The sequence below is a fragment of the Candidatus Villigracilis affinis genome (assembly GCF_016705895.1).
Classification (GTDB): domain Bacteria; phylum Chloroflexota; class Anaerolineae; order Anaerolineales; family Villigracilaceae; genus Villigracilis; species Villigracilis affinis.
The window spans coordinates 1-13,831 of sequence record NZ_JADJKT010000026.1 but is presented as its reverse complement, the minus strand read 5'-3'; the positions used below and the strand labels follow the sequence as shown (position 1 = coordinate 13,831).

Sequence of the window (13,831 nt, the reverse complement as noted above, 5' to 3'; positions counted from 1 at the left end):
TGCCGTGTCCCTGCAAAATTATGCTGTCACTGCTTCCAATTCTTCCTGTTTTTTGAATTGACTCATGTACAGGTCGTAGTAGAAGCCTTTCTTTTCGAGCAGCTCGTCATGCCTGCCGCGCTCGATGATCTGTCCAGCCTTCAGCACAAGAATTTGATCTGCATTACGGATAGTGGACAGGCGATGCGCGATGACGAAGGAGGTGCGACCGCTCAGGAGTTTATCGAAAGCCTTTTGGATGAGACGCTCGGTTCTTGTGTCTACGCTGGAAGTTGCTTCATCCAAAATGAGAATTCTCGGGTCTGCGAGAGCCGCGCGTGCAATGGACAACAACTGGCGCTGACCCTGGCTCAGCCCTGAACCACGTTCACCGAGGACGGTGTCATATTTTTCGGGCAGACGTTCGATGAATGTATCGGCATTGGCGAGTTTGATCGCCGCCATCACTTCTTCATCGGTTGCATCGGGGCGTCCAAAGCGGACATTGTCAAAGACCGATGCAGAGAACAGGAAGGTATCCTGCAAGACGATGCCAACCTGCCTGCGGATGGATTCTGTTTTCACATCGCGCACGTCCACGCCGTCAATTTTGACGGAGCCTTCGGTCACATCGTAAAAGCGCGGGAGCAAATTGATAATGGTCGTCTTGCCTGCGCCCGTGGGGCCGACAATGGCAAAGGTCTGGCCGGGATTCGCGGTGAATGAGACACCTTTCAAAACGGGAACGCCGTCTTCATATTCGTGCGAAACATTCTCGAACTCAACGAGACCCTTGATCTCTTTCATATCCTTCGCTTCGGGCTTGTCCGTCACAGCGGGTTTTTCATCGATGATGGTGAAGATGCGCTCCGCGCCTGCGATGGCGTTCTGGATATTCGTCCACAACACGGCGATCTGTTGGATCGGCTGGTTGAAGCGCTGGACGTACGCGAGGAAGGTCACGACCAGGCCGAGCGTGACCGCAGAGCCGAGGAAGGTTCCGCCTTTGAGCAGATACCATCCACCCACCCCAGTGACGATGGCAAGCGAGACATAAGACAATGCTTCCAAAGCCGGTGCGAGTGCGGAAGTAAACGAAACCGCGCGTACGTTCGCATCGCGGTTGGCGGCGTTGACTTCCTTGAAGTTCTCGATATTTTCATCCGCACGGTTGAAAGCTTGTGCTTCACGCACGGCCGCAATGGATTCCTGCAATTCGGCATTGACGTTGCCGATCTCTTCGCGCGATTTTCTAAATGCCTTGCGCGCCTGTTCGGAGAAGTAAAAGGTTGCAATGAACATGAGCGGCGCCACGATCAGTGACAACAAAGCGAAAGGCAGGTTCGCCGTGATCATGTTGTAGGATACCCAGACCAACAGCAGGATTCCGCTGAACACATTGACCAGCGCGAACGAGAATGCCTGTTCAATGGCGGATGTATCGTTGGTGATACGGCTCATCAGGTCGCCTGCTTCATGCTCGGCATAATAGCTGAGCGAGAGGCGATGCAGCTGCTCGAACACTTCCACACGCATTTGACGAAGCACATGCTGGCCTGTCCACGACATGGTGAAGAAGGTCAAGCCGTTGAGCAGGGAGCCTGCTACAAAAAGGATGACAATGAACACGATCAAGCGGACCAAACCCTCGGTGCGCTGTTCGACCGTCGCCGTGGCAATATCGGGGAGAGTGTAGCCGCCCGTCGCGTAGAGTTTGTTCAGGAATAATTGTCTCCCTGTGAGGGTGGCAGGGTCTGAAGCGAGCCAACAGGAAGATTCTGTTTGGGTTTCAGAAGCCTCTGTCGGTGCGAATGAAGCGAAGGGGTTGCTTCCGCTGGGAACGAGGAAACAGTCCGTCGCCTGTCCGATCAATTCGGGGCTGGTCACTTGAGTCCATGTGGCTGTGATGACGAAGAGCACAGCAAGAGTCAGCATGAACCAAAAGCGGCCAAAGTAACCGCCAAGGCGCGCGAGGGTCTCGCTGACATTGCGCGGCTTGCTGGTTTCCCCTTTCAAAAATTCACCTGCGCGTCCGTGCATCATAATGCACCTTCCTTTTCATGTTCATGTTCGTGAGCCAAGATCTGTGAGTTATAAATTTCCGCGTAAATGGGATCGTCTTCCAGTAAGTCTGCGTGTTTGCCCATCGCAACCACCTTGCCCTTTTCGAGGACGAGGATTTTATCGGCATTCATCACGGTGCTGATGCGCTGTGCGATGACGAAGGAGGTGCGTCCCTTCATGAGGATATCGAGCGCGCTTTGAATGGCGGCTTCGGTGTTCAGGTCAACGGATGAAGTTGAATCATCGAGGATGAGAATGCGCGGGTTGAGCAGCAGGGCACGGGCAATGGCGACGCGTTGTTTTTGTCCGCCAGATAAGGTTGTGCCGCGTTCGCCAACATGAGTGTTATAGCCTTCAGGGAAGGACATGATGAAGTCATGTGCCTGTGCAGCTTGTGCGGCGGCTTCGATCTCTTCCTGTGAGGCATCGGGTTTGCCGAAGGCAATGTTGTCACGGATGCTTCCGCTGAACAGGGTGGTTTCCTGGAGTACGATACCGATCTGTGAGCGCAATGATTCGAGAGTCACATCGCGCAGATCGTGACCGTCAATGGTGATCTTGCCTTCGGTCGGGTCATAGAAGCGCGGCAGCAAATTAATAATGGTCGTCTTGCCTGAACCTGTCGCGCCGAGCAACGCAATAGTCTCGCCTGATTTGGCTTCAAAGGTCACATTGGAAAGTACAGGGTCGCCGCCGCCAAAATAGCGGAAGGTGACATCTTCAAATTTAACATTGCCAGTCACTGCAGGGAGTTTGCTTGCAGTGGGTTTGTCGGTGATGTCATTCTTGGCATCGAGGATCTCAAAGATGCGGTCGGCAGATGCAGATGCCTGGCCGAACTGCGTGATGATCATGCCCATCATCATGATCGGCATGAAAAGATACATCAAATACATCGAGAATTCCTGCCATTCGCCGAGACTCAACGTCCCCGCCATGATCGCCTTGCCACCCACATACAAAATGGCGGCCTGACCGAGGTTCGCGATCATGAACACAAGCGGGAACATAAAGGTGAACAAGCGTGAAAGTTTGATGGCTTGTTCCATCGTGTCATCGGCGCGCGCCTTGAATTTTTCCTGCTGTTGTCTTTCGCGCGTAAATGCCTTGATGACCTTGATCCCCGCGAGGTTTTCCTGCAAGACCGTATTCAATGCTGAAAGTTTTTGCTGCACCTGCGCGAACATCGGTCGGCTTGCGCCCGCGAAGAAGACAAACAACACAAGCGCCACAGGCAGAATCGGCATCACCGACCAGGCGAGCGGAGCATTCGTCGAGAACAGAATGATGATCGTTCCAACAAGTAGGATGAATGCCCCGACGAGTTGAAGCAGCCCCTGCCCGATAAAGAGGCGCACTTTTTCTACGTCGTCTGTGGCGCGGATCATCAACTGTCCCGTCTGGTTCTTATCGTGATATGAAAACGAAAGCGTCTGGATCTTGGAATACAGATCGTTTCTCAGATCATACGCAACCGCCTGCGAATTTTTCTCGGCCCAATATGCCTGCAAAAAGGCGAAGACGCCGCGCAGGACTGCGAAGACGAGAATGGCGACGATGGCGTTGATCAGCAGTTGCGGCGCATTATTGAAATCCGCCTCCAACTGGACCTTGAGCTGGTCTGCCGTCCATTCGGCAGGATACTGCATCACATCCAGGATCTTGGGTACTGCCGCGCCGACAAACCCGGCGGGGATCTTTTCCAACGCGCCCAGGATCTGGTCGGCAATATAGCCGCTGGTCACCGCATCAATGACGCGGCGGATCATGTTCGGCACGGCCAGTTGTGAAAGCGTGGCAATGATGAGAAATAAATAGGGAAGCGCAGCCTGACGTTTGTAACTGGTCAGATATTTGATCGCGCGTCCCATGCCGCCCTTGGACTTTGTCCGCTCAGGACGGCGCTGGGTTATTTTTCTTAATTGAGTTGCTTGCATAAGATTCCTTTCCTAATCTCCGCTGATCGCTGATTTAACAGATGTAACATTAAGAGGCAGCAATTCGGTGGAGCGGTGTAATAATTTACGGAATGGCAGGGCGATCAAACGGGAAAGCATCATCCGTTTAGTCAAGACCGTGACCATGGTTCCGTTCTTTCCATCAGTAGCGGGGGAGGCGAGCCACAAGGCTTTTTCGGCGGGAACATCGGCATCATTCCCCCAAAGCATGGCTACAAATCGCAGCGGATTCATCTGCTCTTCATAGCCCACAACCGCGTGGACGTTGCTGAGCATTTCCGTTCTCACCAATCCAGGGTTGAAACCGAAGATGTCCACACCGCTGTTTCTGTATTCATTTGCAAGGGTCTTTGTAAAGTTGCGCACCCAAACTTTGCTGGAACTGTATGCGTTCTGCAAAGCAATGGAGCCTTTGTCACCGCGCCCAAGCAGGTTGATCAACTTTCCGCTTTTCTGCGCGAGAAAATGGCGCATGGCAACAATTGATCCGTTGTAAGTACCGATAATGTTGGTATTGATAACGGTTATAAAATCCCTGCGGGAATATGGACAGTGGGACCATACGGTGCGGAGAGTCCTGCATTGTTAACCCAAATATCCATTCTGCCGAACGTTTGGATGGCATGTTGGACAAGTGCCTCCACTTGAGCCATATCGGCCACATCGCAGGCTAAGCCTGTCGCTTGGTACCCGCTTGCTCGAAGCGAATCAACTGCCAGGCCCACGGCGTGAGGCGTGCGCGAGGCAATGACCACTTTCGCGCCTGCACGGGCGTACGTCTGCGCGATGGCAAGGCCCAACCCACGTGATCCGCCTGTGATGACGGCAACTTTATCTTTCAAAACCATATCCTTCATGTGTTTCCTTTTCTTGTGTCCATTTCGCGGGCGGCATTTGTAAGAATATTTAATGCCTCTGCTACTTTTGCGGAATCTTCAGTGCTCAATTTTGAGGTGACTTCATCCATCCAGCGGTAACGCTCCTGAATGCCTTCACTCACCAGCTTTTCACCGCTACTCGAGAGACGAAGCAATTTAGCGCGGCGGTCGCTGGGATCTTCAGCGCGTTCAAGGTATCCACTCTGCACAAGCTTTTCCGCCAGTTGACTGGCAGCCGCGGCACTGACGTCGAATCGCTCGCTGATCTCAGAGAGTCCACATACGCCTTTGTAATGCAGCTGCATCAGGATGCTGAATTGCGGCATCGATAGCCCCGTGGATTTGGCGAATTGATTCCACCCACGCATGGAGCGGTGCATGAACACATCCATCCACGCGCGCAAAGATTGATTGATCTGTACTGGTTTAGTCATAGTTAAGCCTTCTTTTTAGTTAAGCGAGCTTAACTGTATACGTGAGTTAAGTATTCGTCAAGAGGGCCTGCGTTAGAGAAATATTAGAGAATTGGGAATATAAAGAGACGGTCACTCATTTCGCGAAGGTGACCGTCTCTTTGATCGAGCATCAAATATACTTATTCCACCCGTGTTTTGCTCACCACTTCAATCAACTCGAACGAGAGAAAGATAAAATCGGAATTTTTCGGCTGGCTCTCGGTGACCTGGACGTGTAATTCGTATTCATACCCCGCTTCCCATTCAAAGCCATAAATGACATCGCCGAAATTTATCCAATCGGTGTCGTCTGCCGAATACTTCGCCTGAAGACATTTCCCCTGCGGGCCGCTCGGACAATCCACCTGCTGCGGACCGACGAACAGGGTGATCTCTCTCGTGCTGGTTTGCGAGCCGTCACTGCACGCCGAAAAAAGGACGGCAAAACAGATGGCAAGCGTCAAAATCAAAAACATCTTTTTCATGAAATCCTCTATCGTAGCCGCACGGGGAATGGCAGTGGTTTCGTCTGCAATATGACCGCCAACTCCTGCGCCTCTTTCTCAGTGAAGGCTCCCGAGATCAATCCCTGCCCATCGGTGATCGGCTGGTTGATGCGCGGAACCGAGATCACCACCTTGTCTAAAACGATCCCGAGAAATTTACCGACGTTTTTGGAGGTATAGTCCAAAAAGATCTGCGTGCCTTCCGTGGTGAGTGCAAAGCCGATTTGGAACTCATTGCCAATCTGAGCGCGATGCGCCTCTGCCGCCAAAATACCTTCGTTCGACATCACGGTATGCCACTCCTGCCCGTCAACTTGCGGCAGATACTTGCTATCCAGGTCCGTGCGGACGATATCTCCAGCCAATACGGGACTATCGCCAAAATCCACGAACTCCAAAATCCCCACATCACCCACCTGTTCGGCAAATTTCACAGCATCCACAGTGACAGGAATCATCCCCACGATCTCACCAGCCGTGGAAACTTCAAATGTGACGTTGGAATACCCAAGCCGTTCACTGCGTTCTGAAAGAACCTGCGCGGCTTTTTCAAGGTCTGCCTGCTCCACAGTGACGCCGTCAGGCACATCGGAAATAAACACGACCGTGGTCTTTGGCAGCAGGTAGGCATTGGCGAATTTTTGAATCTGGGTAAATCCAAAAAGCAACGCGTAAGAGACCATCAATGCCGCCAGTATCCACATAATATATTTTCCAGAGCCGCTGCTTTGCGGCTCACCTTCTTCGATGAAACCGATGGATTGATTCAAAGTTCAGGCACAGACTGGCTGGCTAATTCTGCCTCTGCATCTTCAAGATTGATGCGCGCTTCGCCAAGGTCGGGATTCAATTGCAGTGCTTTGCGGTAGGCCGCAATGGCTTCTTCGATCCGCCCCATCTCATCGAGGGCCAATCCGCGCAGGTTGTGGGCATCGGCAAAATTCGGGTCATACTGAAGCGCCAGGTCGCAATTGATGAGCGCATCGCGCAAGCCTGCCTCTGTGGTAATTTCATATCCCTTCTGTGCAGCTTTGAAATGCTGTCGGGCGGGACTGTTCTCATTGTCGCCCGGGCCTCTTTCGGTGGGTGCGATCGGCGCATCCAGATCTATCCCGCAGTGCGGACAATACCTTTCCTCCTCTTTTATTTTCTCCCCGCAATCAGGGCAGCGCAAACTGAAGAAACCATCCAACATGGTTACCATCCTTGAAATAAATTTACCCGCTTCAACCTTAACTTTATGATTCAGAAAACATTTCGTCAAGGTGCGGAACTGGTTCTTTGGTACCCTCCATGTAATTCCATGACAAATCAATTCCCACCTCCCACTCTCCATTCATCCCCTGTATAATGGAACATTATGATTCACTCGACCATTTCAGGGCGCAACATTTAGAACCGATATGTCATTATCTGAAGAACCCATCATCCCCACCGAGCCAACTCCGCCCTCACAAGATATGAACTCGCTTCCCCCGCGGCCGCGCCGCAGGCGGGCGACTCGTCGCGACATGATCCCCACCGATGCAGAGGGGCAGGCCGCGCTGATTTCCGAGCTTTCACGCCGCGCCTATCCATCGATCGAGTTGTTCATTTTTTTCGCTGGCATGCGGAGCGATCCTCGGGCTGGGCTTCCTGCGCGATTCACAAGCCATCCTTTTATTGGGCATTCTCGTCACCCCGCTCATGACACCCCAGGGGCTTTCTGCTCGCCAGCCTCACGGGGTCACCCCGCTTTCTATTTCAAACATTGATGGGCCTGCTCGTCAGCGCCGTTATTGTTTTTATCGGCGGTCTGCTTGCGGGTTTTGCGGCGCGACTCTTTTTACCGATCACACTCACCAACGTTTTTATCCATGCGCGGCTATGGCCCGAGGAACTCTTCGTACTCGCCATCGGCGCGATCACGCTTGTTGCATCTTTCGTACGTTCCGAAAGCAAACCATTTTTGCCGAGCGTCATCATCGCCTATGCATTCTATCTGCCCATCAATGCAGGTGGCTTCGGCCTCGGCTCCGGTGTGGATGGCATCTGGCCGCAGGGCATTCTCGTCTTCGCAACACATTTCATGCTCGCCAGCATTCTCGGCCTCCTGACCCTGCTTGCATTAAAACTTCGTCCCTCAACACGCGGACTCATCCTCAGTGGAATCATGCTTTTGGTTTTCTGGAACCCTTTTCAGTTTGATGGGAAACGGCTTCCCGCTCACCACACCGCAAACAGCAATACCGCCACCCCCACATCTACGACTCAACCCACAGCGCTTCCTTCTTTAACCCTGAGCCTGCCAGCAACAACAACGAACACTTCCCGCCCTTCAAGCACTACAAAACCATCCAGCACGCCAACCGTGGATGAGACCACATCCGCCACCTCCACAGAAGAAGACGCCGCGAATACATCCACCGCCACAACCGCCGCTACGGCGACAAAGCCCGCAGCCACTCCCACAAAGACTTCTTCAACCCCGGCTGCCACTTCCACTGCTGTATCCATACCGACCATCACAGCGACAGTTGAACTGCAAACCATCGCAGGCACGATCAGCGCTGATGAAGGCGGCGGCGCGAACCTGCGCCAAACCCCCAACGGAAAATATTTGATGACCTCGATAACGGCACGGTCGTCGAGATCTACCCCGACTTCCGTCTGGTAGATGGCATCACCTGGCTGCACGTTTACGTCATTCGTGATGACCAGAAAATCGAAGGCTGGCTGCTTGAATCGGTGGTCAGCTACGCCACGCCCGAACCAAACTTCGAACCTTCCGCTACCCCCGAAATCGGGATCACACCCGCCCCGTAAAACAAGGATGAACTATGAGGAATGAAGGATGAATCAATCCCCGCCTTATGTTCATCCTTTATCTTTCATCCACCATCCTTTGGAGACCTCTACATGCCCATTCACTTTGGAACCGACGGCTGGCGTGCCGTCATCTCAGACAGCTTTACATTTGATAACCTGCGCATCGTGACCAGGCTATCGCAGATGCAGTAGCATCCGATCACTGGGATAAATCCACAAACGGCGAAAATGGCCCGACAAAAAGAAGATCGTAGTCGGTTATGACACAGCTTTCTTTCAGACCGCTTTGCGGGAGAAGTCGCGCGTGCTGGCTGCCAACGGCTTCACTGTGTTCCTCGCTCAATCCGATTCACCCACCCTGCGATCTCTTTTGCGGTAAAGCATCAACATGCCATTGCAGGCATCATGATCACCGCATCTCATAACGCTCCGCGTTACAACGGACTCAAGCTCAAGGGCGCATTCGGCGGTTCGGCTCTGCCCGAGCAATGCCGCCGCGTGGAAGTGTATATCAACGACAATGAAGAACAGGCGCGCGCCCCAACCTGATGGATTTCAACAAGGCGCGTGATGCGGGCCTGATCCAGAAATTCAATCCGCTGCCAGCCCTTATTTCGAGCATTTGGCAAAACTGATCCGCACCGACATCATTGCCGATAATCCCCAGCGTTTTGTTGTGGATGCGATGTATGGTTCGGGACGCGGCGTCATCAAATCCTTTTGCAGGGCACGGGTTGCGAGATCGCCGAAATTGCGGCGAGATGAATCCTGGCTTCGGCGGCGTTCATCCCTGAACCCATTGCAAAATATCTTGCCGCTGGCGAGCGCAGTCAGTTCGGGTATGGGTAATTTCGGTGTCGTTACCGACGGCGATGCAGACCGTATCGGAGCAATGGATGAGCGCGGAAATTTCGTCGACCCGCACAAGATCATGGCTTTATCTTTGAAATATCTCGTTGAAAAACGCGGCTGGACAGGTTCCGTGGTCCGCACGGTTTCGACCACACGCATGATCGACCGTCTTGCAAAGCGTTACGGTTTGAAACTTCACGAAACCCCTGTGGGCTTTAATCACATTGCCGACCATATGATGAAGGAAGATGTGCTCATCGGCGGCGAGGAATCGGGCGGCATCTCTTTCAAAGGGCACATTCCCGAAGGCGACGGGCCCCATCATGGGCTTGCTGCTCGTGGAAATGATCGCCGAGGCAAAGAAATCGTTGTTCGAGATGGTGAATGATTTGCTGGCAGATGTCGGGCCCTGCTTTGTACGAGCGCGTTGACCTGCGCCTCAGCCGTCCTGTCGCCAAAGCTGAAATGACCGAGTTCCTCACCCAGAAAGCGCCGAAGGAAATCGGTGGACAAAAGTGAATGAGATCAGTCAACGTGACGGCGTGAAATACATCATGGCCGACGACCGTGGTTGTTGATCCGCCCTTCGGGCACGGAGCCCGTATTGGTGTATATGCCGAAGGCAGAAATATGGAAATGGTCAAAGCGCTGATGGATACGGAAAGACAGTTGCCGAAAGCGTAGTATAAAACAAAATCACCCGCGAAAATCTTCGCGGTGATTTTATATCTCCAATGCAGAGCTTGAGGAGACGAACTCCGCGAACTCAGCACTTCTGGTAATTAAAGAATCAGGCGTTATCAGGCTTGGGCAGTGTGGAAATAAAAGTGGATCCCTGCCCTGAACACTCTCAACCCAGATCCTGCCTCCATGGACTTGATGATCCTTTACCAGGGCCAGCCCCACGCCTGTGCCTTCGGATTTATTATCCAACTTTTCAAAAAGGCCGAAGATGCGTTCATGGTGTGCGGCTTCGATGCTCCATGCCATTATCGCGGACGAAGAAAATCAACAAGCTATTCTCTTCGCCTTGCTGGTCGATCTCAATCAGCGGGTTGAGTTGACTGCCCATGTATTTGGCGGCATTATCGATCAGGTTTTGCAGGGTTTCGACAAGGCGTGGTTTATCTCCATATACGGTTGGCAGGCCTGGGCTGAGTCAGAATCGTTACCTGATCTGCCTCGATCTGCCCACGGCGATTTCCATGGCTTCACGAACCAGTTCATCGAACGGAACAATTTGCGATGCATTTACCATGCGTCCGATGCGCGAGAGTTCGAGCAGTTCGTTGAGCAAAGTCTGCATCTTGCGGACCGCTTCCTGAATACGCAGTAGGTCAAGCTTGAGGCGATCTGTTTTTCCAGAAAGGGCATCCTTCGAGATAACCAAGATAACCGCCAATGGTGACTAATGGGATTTTAAGTCATGCGAAACCGTGTAGGTAAAACCGTTCGAGTTCGCTGTTCTTGTTTTCCAACTCGTTGATCAATTTCTGGCGCTCATCCAATTGACTCCCTGCACATCTGAAAAAGACGCGCATTCTCCAACGCAATGGAAACCTGATTGGCATAGGTCAGCAAGTTGGGCATCGCGCTCGGTGAACTGATCCACTTTGCGGCCGTCCAACGCACAAAGCTAGCCAATTTTCCACGTGCCTTGAGTGGGACGGGAAGCCAGCCATGCAGGAAATCGGGGAATTGGGAAAGTCCTTTTGATATCGTCGATCAACACATAGGGAAGTTCCTGCGTCCAGAAAATGTAATCAGGTTCCATTTCCTTGTTAACGCGATATATCCGATCTTCCTCGGTCAGATCGGGCAAACCGATCCCGCCCATAAGCTGGGCAACCTCTCCGTTGTATAGCCAGACCGAGGCGCTGTCGTAACTGACCACACGTTTGAGCTGTTCGAGAATACGCTGCACGGTTTCCGAAACATCGAGAGTGGAAGTCACAATTGCAGTCGTTTCACGAATGGTTTCCTGCCTCGGCATTTTAACCTTCAAGTCGGCGATGAGTCTCGTTGCACGCTCCTCCTCCGCCCGTTTGCGGTCTGTGATGTCGAGTGCGGAGGTTAGTATGTAGACAGCATCTTCCACATGGAATTTTTCGTTGGAGAGCAGCGGCGATCCCGCCTCCACCCAGATTTTCGACTGATCCAATTTCAAACTCCTTCAGGACACCTTTTCCTGATATTCCTGCGCAATGAATACATTTCTCCGCGCTTTGAAAGATGCCAAGCTCGGAAGCGCCATATCCGATCACAGCTTCGCGCTCCAACCCAAAGGTATCCCAAAAATGCTTTGTTCGCATCGATGAAACGACCCTCCTGATTTTCTATGGTCATCAGCATGGTGTGGTATGAAAGGCTCTGGAAAATTTTTTTCTTCTGAGAATCGCAGCGCTATTTCGGCGCGTTTACGTTCCATCAGTTCGTGTTTTAACCATCATCATTCAACTATGTTCAATGGCGGCGCCCAAAACTCTGCGTTGCCACTTTGATCACATCCACTTCCATGGATGTCCATTCGCGTTCATGGTGGATATCATCCACGCCAGCGTAGCCCCAATGTTCTATTTACAATGACCTCAAATTTAGCAGTGCAGCCACGTTTATGGAACGCAGCAGTCTTTTCTCTGACTTGAAAAAGATGCAAGGTTCCCACCAGCGGCTCGCCGCTATCCAGAATCTCGTAGAGACGTCAAATCCCATCGAGTTCGGCGGCATTTTGAAACTCCGCGATCGAGGTCGAGCCTAAGCCCGACGCAGTCCACCATGGATCATGGATGAAACGATCTGATTGCTTGTCCGTTGTGTTTTTTGGAATAAATAGGCATGCGAAGAGTTAAATTCCTGCCGCTTCTTCCAGAACTACATTGATGGTTTCTTCAGCCAATTGGCCGCCTTCTAAAACCGCTCGGGCAGAGAAGGTAATGGCTTGAGCATGATTCAGCTTCCTCAAAATTGAATTCAGCCAGCTTGCGTCCGTCACATCTCGGAAGAATACCGATGGAGGGGCTACGACACATCGGATTCATCGAACATCTCAACGGCACTGTCATTCAACCAGCGTTCTTTCCCCGCCCGCAAATCACGCGGATATTTGATCGCTACGCACGGAATATCGTTCCTCGTGAACCGCGTCAACCATATCTTCCACCGGCAACCCTCTTCCCAAGCGGAATACTTCCTTTGCGATCTTGTTCCATACCTGGGGGTGAATTCTCCGCAGGGTAACAACGATTCGCTCAATTCCCCGACGAATGTAAAAAGGGTTAAGCGGTTTTGGACGCATAATCCTGATAATAGGAACAGCCCCGCCGCTTCAATCGCCTGACGATAGACCGTTCCTTAGACCCTAAGGCTTAATCAGCTTTTCGGGCTGGATCGCCGCACTGAGTATGCCACCATCGATCTTGGAGCGTATCCACCTCCGCAAAATCTCCAATCCTGCTCCTTTTCGAAATCATCGAACCCGATCGTGCCCTACCATTGGTCCATTTACGGAAAGGGAACCTCCAAAATGGATTTGATCCTCAACGCAGAAAAATACTCCTGTCTCTAAAGGGAAGGAACGAAGATGTATTCCTGACAACGGTTGTCCACTCCATCAAAGTCTGTTTGATAATGTTCAAAGCTTCGTCATCCAAAGGGGGTGAGTTTTGAAATTGGGGTTAGTTCAGGTCGCTTGGATTATCCGGGGCGCGGGTCCATTCAAGTTATCGAATCCAACGGCTCATTATTGGGTCCGCTGTGATGTTCGAACAGGTAGGTATGCGAGGCGTGGATCGTTTTTCTGAGTCGTTCGAGGACCGTATTGATATTTTCGCGCCAATCTGGCGCTTTCCAAATCCGTTCCGCGGCAAACGTAATTTATCCCAGAATAGCTTCGCGCTGATGGCAGGCTGTCTTCCGCAGATTTGCCCTGCAACCCTTTGCAGCAACACACCATTGAAAGATATTCCGTCAGTCTGTACCAAAGATATTGTCGCAACGATGATAAATGCAGCAGAGAAGAAATCCCAAAAATAATTGCGCATACAAGAACCCCAAGTATAAAGACCCCACACCACCAAACACTCAGCCGTGCAACGCATAAATGTTCAGGAAGAACCAGAAAGAACAATGTTCTTTTCTGGCACCAGTTGGCGCATGGGCCGAGAGAATTCGTAGAACGCAATATTGTTGATGTGATGAATGCCGAGTCCACGTGGCCAGCAGCGTATCCGTCAGGATCACATGATGGCAAGCGATGGGCGGTAAAGGGTCGAATTTCTTCATTCACAAAGAAAGCCGCAATCGGCAGAAAAGCAAATTGACCCGAGGATGGA

The 13,831-nt window shown here is 51.9% G+C and carries 18 protein-coding genes; 7 read left to right on the top strand and 11 right to left on the bottom strand.

What is annotated here, in order from left to right:
* Positions 1 to 18: 18 nt before the first annotated feature.
* From IPI86_RS12045 to IPI86_RS12010, 8 genes are all read right to left on the bottom strand, one after another.
* Positions 19 to 2,022: an ABC transporter ATP-binding protein gene (locus IPI86_RS12045; protein ID WP_345298254.1), complete on the bottom strand. Its 2,004-nt coding sequence runs from the start codon at positions 2,020 to 2,022 to the stop codon at positions 19 to 21.
* The gene (locus IPI86_RS12040; RefSeq protein ID WP_345298253.1) at positions 2,019 to 3,980 is read right to left on the bottom strand and encodes an ABC transporter ATP-binding protein; all 1,962 of its coding nucleotides are present in this window, start codon (positions 3,978 to 3,980) and stop codon (positions 2,019 to 2,021) included. Before IPI86_RS12040 ends, IPI86_RS12045 begins: the two co-directional genes overlap by 4 nt.
* A 12-nt stretch (positions 3,981 to 3,992) precedes the next feature.
* The gene (locus tag IPI86_RS12035; protein ID WP_345298321.1) at positions 3,993 to 4,484 is read right to left on the bottom strand and encodes an SDR family oxidoreductase; all 492 of its coding nucleotides are present in this window, start codon (positions 4,482 to 4,484) and stop codon (positions 3,993 to 3,995) included.
* A 41-nt stretch (positions 4,485 to 4,525) separates the two neighbouring features.
* Positions 4,526 to 4,858 (bottom strand): SDR family NAD(P)-dependent oxidoreductase, encoded by a 333-nt coding sequence (locus IPI86_RS12030; protein ID WP_345298252.1) that lies wholly within the window; start codon positions 4,856 to 4,858, stop codon positions 4,526 to 4,528.
* Positions 4,855 to 5,313: a MarR family transcriptional regulator gene (locus IPI86_RS12025; RefSeq protein WP_345298251.1), complete on the bottom strand. Its 459-nt coding sequence runs from the start codon at positions 5,311 to 5,313 to the stop codon at positions 4,855 to 4,857. The genes IPI86_RS12030 and IPI86_RS12025 overlap by 4 nt, the downstream gene beginning before the upstream one ends.
* A gap of 161 nt (positions 5,314 to 5,474) precedes the next feature.
* Complete coding sequence (locus IPI86_RS12020; protein WP_345298250.1) at positions 5,475 to 5,819, bottom strand: DUF4377 domain-containing protein; 345 nt, start codon at positions 5,817 to 5,819, stop codon at positions 5,475 to 5,477.
* Between the two features lie 8 nt (positions 5,820 to 5,827).
* The gene (locus IPI86_RS12015) at positions 5,828 to 6,610 is read right to left on the bottom strand and encodes a hypothetical protein (protein ID WP_345298249.1); all 783 of its coding nucleotides are present in this window, start codon (positions 6,608 to 6,610) and stop codon (positions 5,828 to 5,830) included.
* Positions 6,607 to 7,035, bottom strand: coding sequence for a tetratricopeptide repeat protein (locus IPI86_RS12010; protein ID WP_345298248.1), 429 nt, complete (start codon positions 7,033 to 7,035; stop codon positions 6,607 to 6,609). The genes IPI86_RS12015 and IPI86_RS12010 overlap by 4 nt, the downstream gene beginning before the upstream one ends.
* A 208-nt stretch (positions 7,036 to 7,243) precedes the next feature.
* Here IPI86_RS12010 and IPI86_RS12005 point away from each other — a divergent pair, with 208 nt between their 5' ends.
* The 6 genes from IPI86_RS12005 to IPI86_RS11980 all read left to right on the top strand — a co-directional run bounded on the left by IPI86_RS12005 (position 7,244) and on the right by IPI86_RS11980 (position 10,019).
* A complete protein-coding gene (locus IPI86_RS12005; RefSeq protein WP_345298247.1) occupies positions 7,244 to 7,594 on the top strand; it encodes a hypothetical protein in 351 nt (116 codons plus the stop codon).
* Positions 7,594 to 8,496, top strand: a complete 903-nt coding sequence (locus tag IPI86_RS12000) for a hypothetical protein (protein WP_345298246.1) — start codon at positions 7,594 to 7,596, stop codon at positions 8,494 to 8,496. Before IPI86_RS12005 ends, IPI86_RS12000 begins: the two co-directional genes overlap by 1 nt.
* Before the next feature lie 170 nt (positions 8,497 to 8,666).
* Positions 8,667 to 8,840: a hypothetical protein gene (locus tag IPI86_RS11995; RefSeq protein WP_345298245.1), complete on the top strand. Its 174-nt coding sequence runs from the start codon at positions 8,667 to 8,669 to the stop codon at positions 8,838 to 8,840.
* Positions 8,841 to 8,990: 150 nt separating this feature from the next.
* Positions 8,991 to 9,197 carry a hypothetical protein gene (locus IPI86_RS11990; RefSeq protein ID WP_345298320.1) on the top strand — a complete coding sequence of 69 codons (207 nt, stop codon included), beginning with the start codon at positions 8,991 to 8,993 and terminating at the stop codon, positions 9,195 to 9,197.
* A gap of 73 nt (positions 9,198 to 9,270) precedes the next feature.
* Positions 9,271 to 9,888, top strand: coding sequence for a hypothetical protein (locus IPI86_RS11985; RefSeq protein ID WP_345298244.1), 618 nt, complete (start codon positions 9,271 to 9,273; stop codon positions 9,886 to 9,888).
* The gene (locus IPI86_RS11980) at positions 9,885 to 10,019 is read left to right on the top strand and encodes a hypothetical protein (RefSeq protein ID WP_345298243.1); all 135 of its coding nucleotides are present in this window, start codon (positions 9,885 to 9,887) and stop codon (positions 10,017 to 10,019) included. Before IPI86_RS11985 ends, IPI86_RS11980 begins: the two co-directional genes overlap by 4 nt.
* A gap of 649 nt (positions 10,020 to 10,668) precedes the next feature.
* On the opposite strand, the gene IPI86_RS11975 is transcribed toward IPI86_RS11980, so the two are convergent.
* The 3 genes from IPI86_RS11975 to IPI86_RS11965 form a co-directional block, all read right to left on the bottom strand.
* The gene (locus tag IPI86_RS11975; RefSeq protein WP_345298242.1) at positions 10,669 to 10,890 is read right to left on the bottom strand and encodes a hypothetical protein; all 222 of its coding nucleotides are present in this window, start codon (positions 10,888 to 10,890) and stop codon (positions 10,669 to 10,671) included.
* Positions 10,891 to 11,136: 246 nt separating this feature from the next.
* Positions 11,137 to 11,661, bottom strand: coding sequence for a hypothetical protein (locus IPI86_RS11970; RefSeq protein ID WP_345298241.1), 525 nt, complete (start codon positions 11,659 to 11,661; stop codon positions 11,137 to 11,139).
* An 857-nt stretch (positions 11,662 to 12,518) separates the two neighbouring features.
* On the bottom strand, positions 12,519 to 12,647 hold the full coding sequence (locus IPI86_RS11965) for a hypothetical protein (RefSeq protein WP_345298240.1): 129 nt from the start codon (positions 12,645 to 12,647) through the stop codon (positions 12,519 to 12,521).
* A 636-nt stretch (positions 12,648 to 13,283) separates the two neighbouring features.
* Here IPI86_RS11965 and IPI86_RS11960 point away from each other — a divergent pair.
* On the top strand, positions 13,284 to 13,532 hold the full coding sequence (locus IPI86_RS11960; protein WP_345298239.1) for a hypothetical protein: 249 nt from the start codon (positions 13,284 to 13,286) through the stop codon (positions 13,530 to 13,532).
* Positions 13,533 to 13,831: the final 299 nt, after the last annotated feature.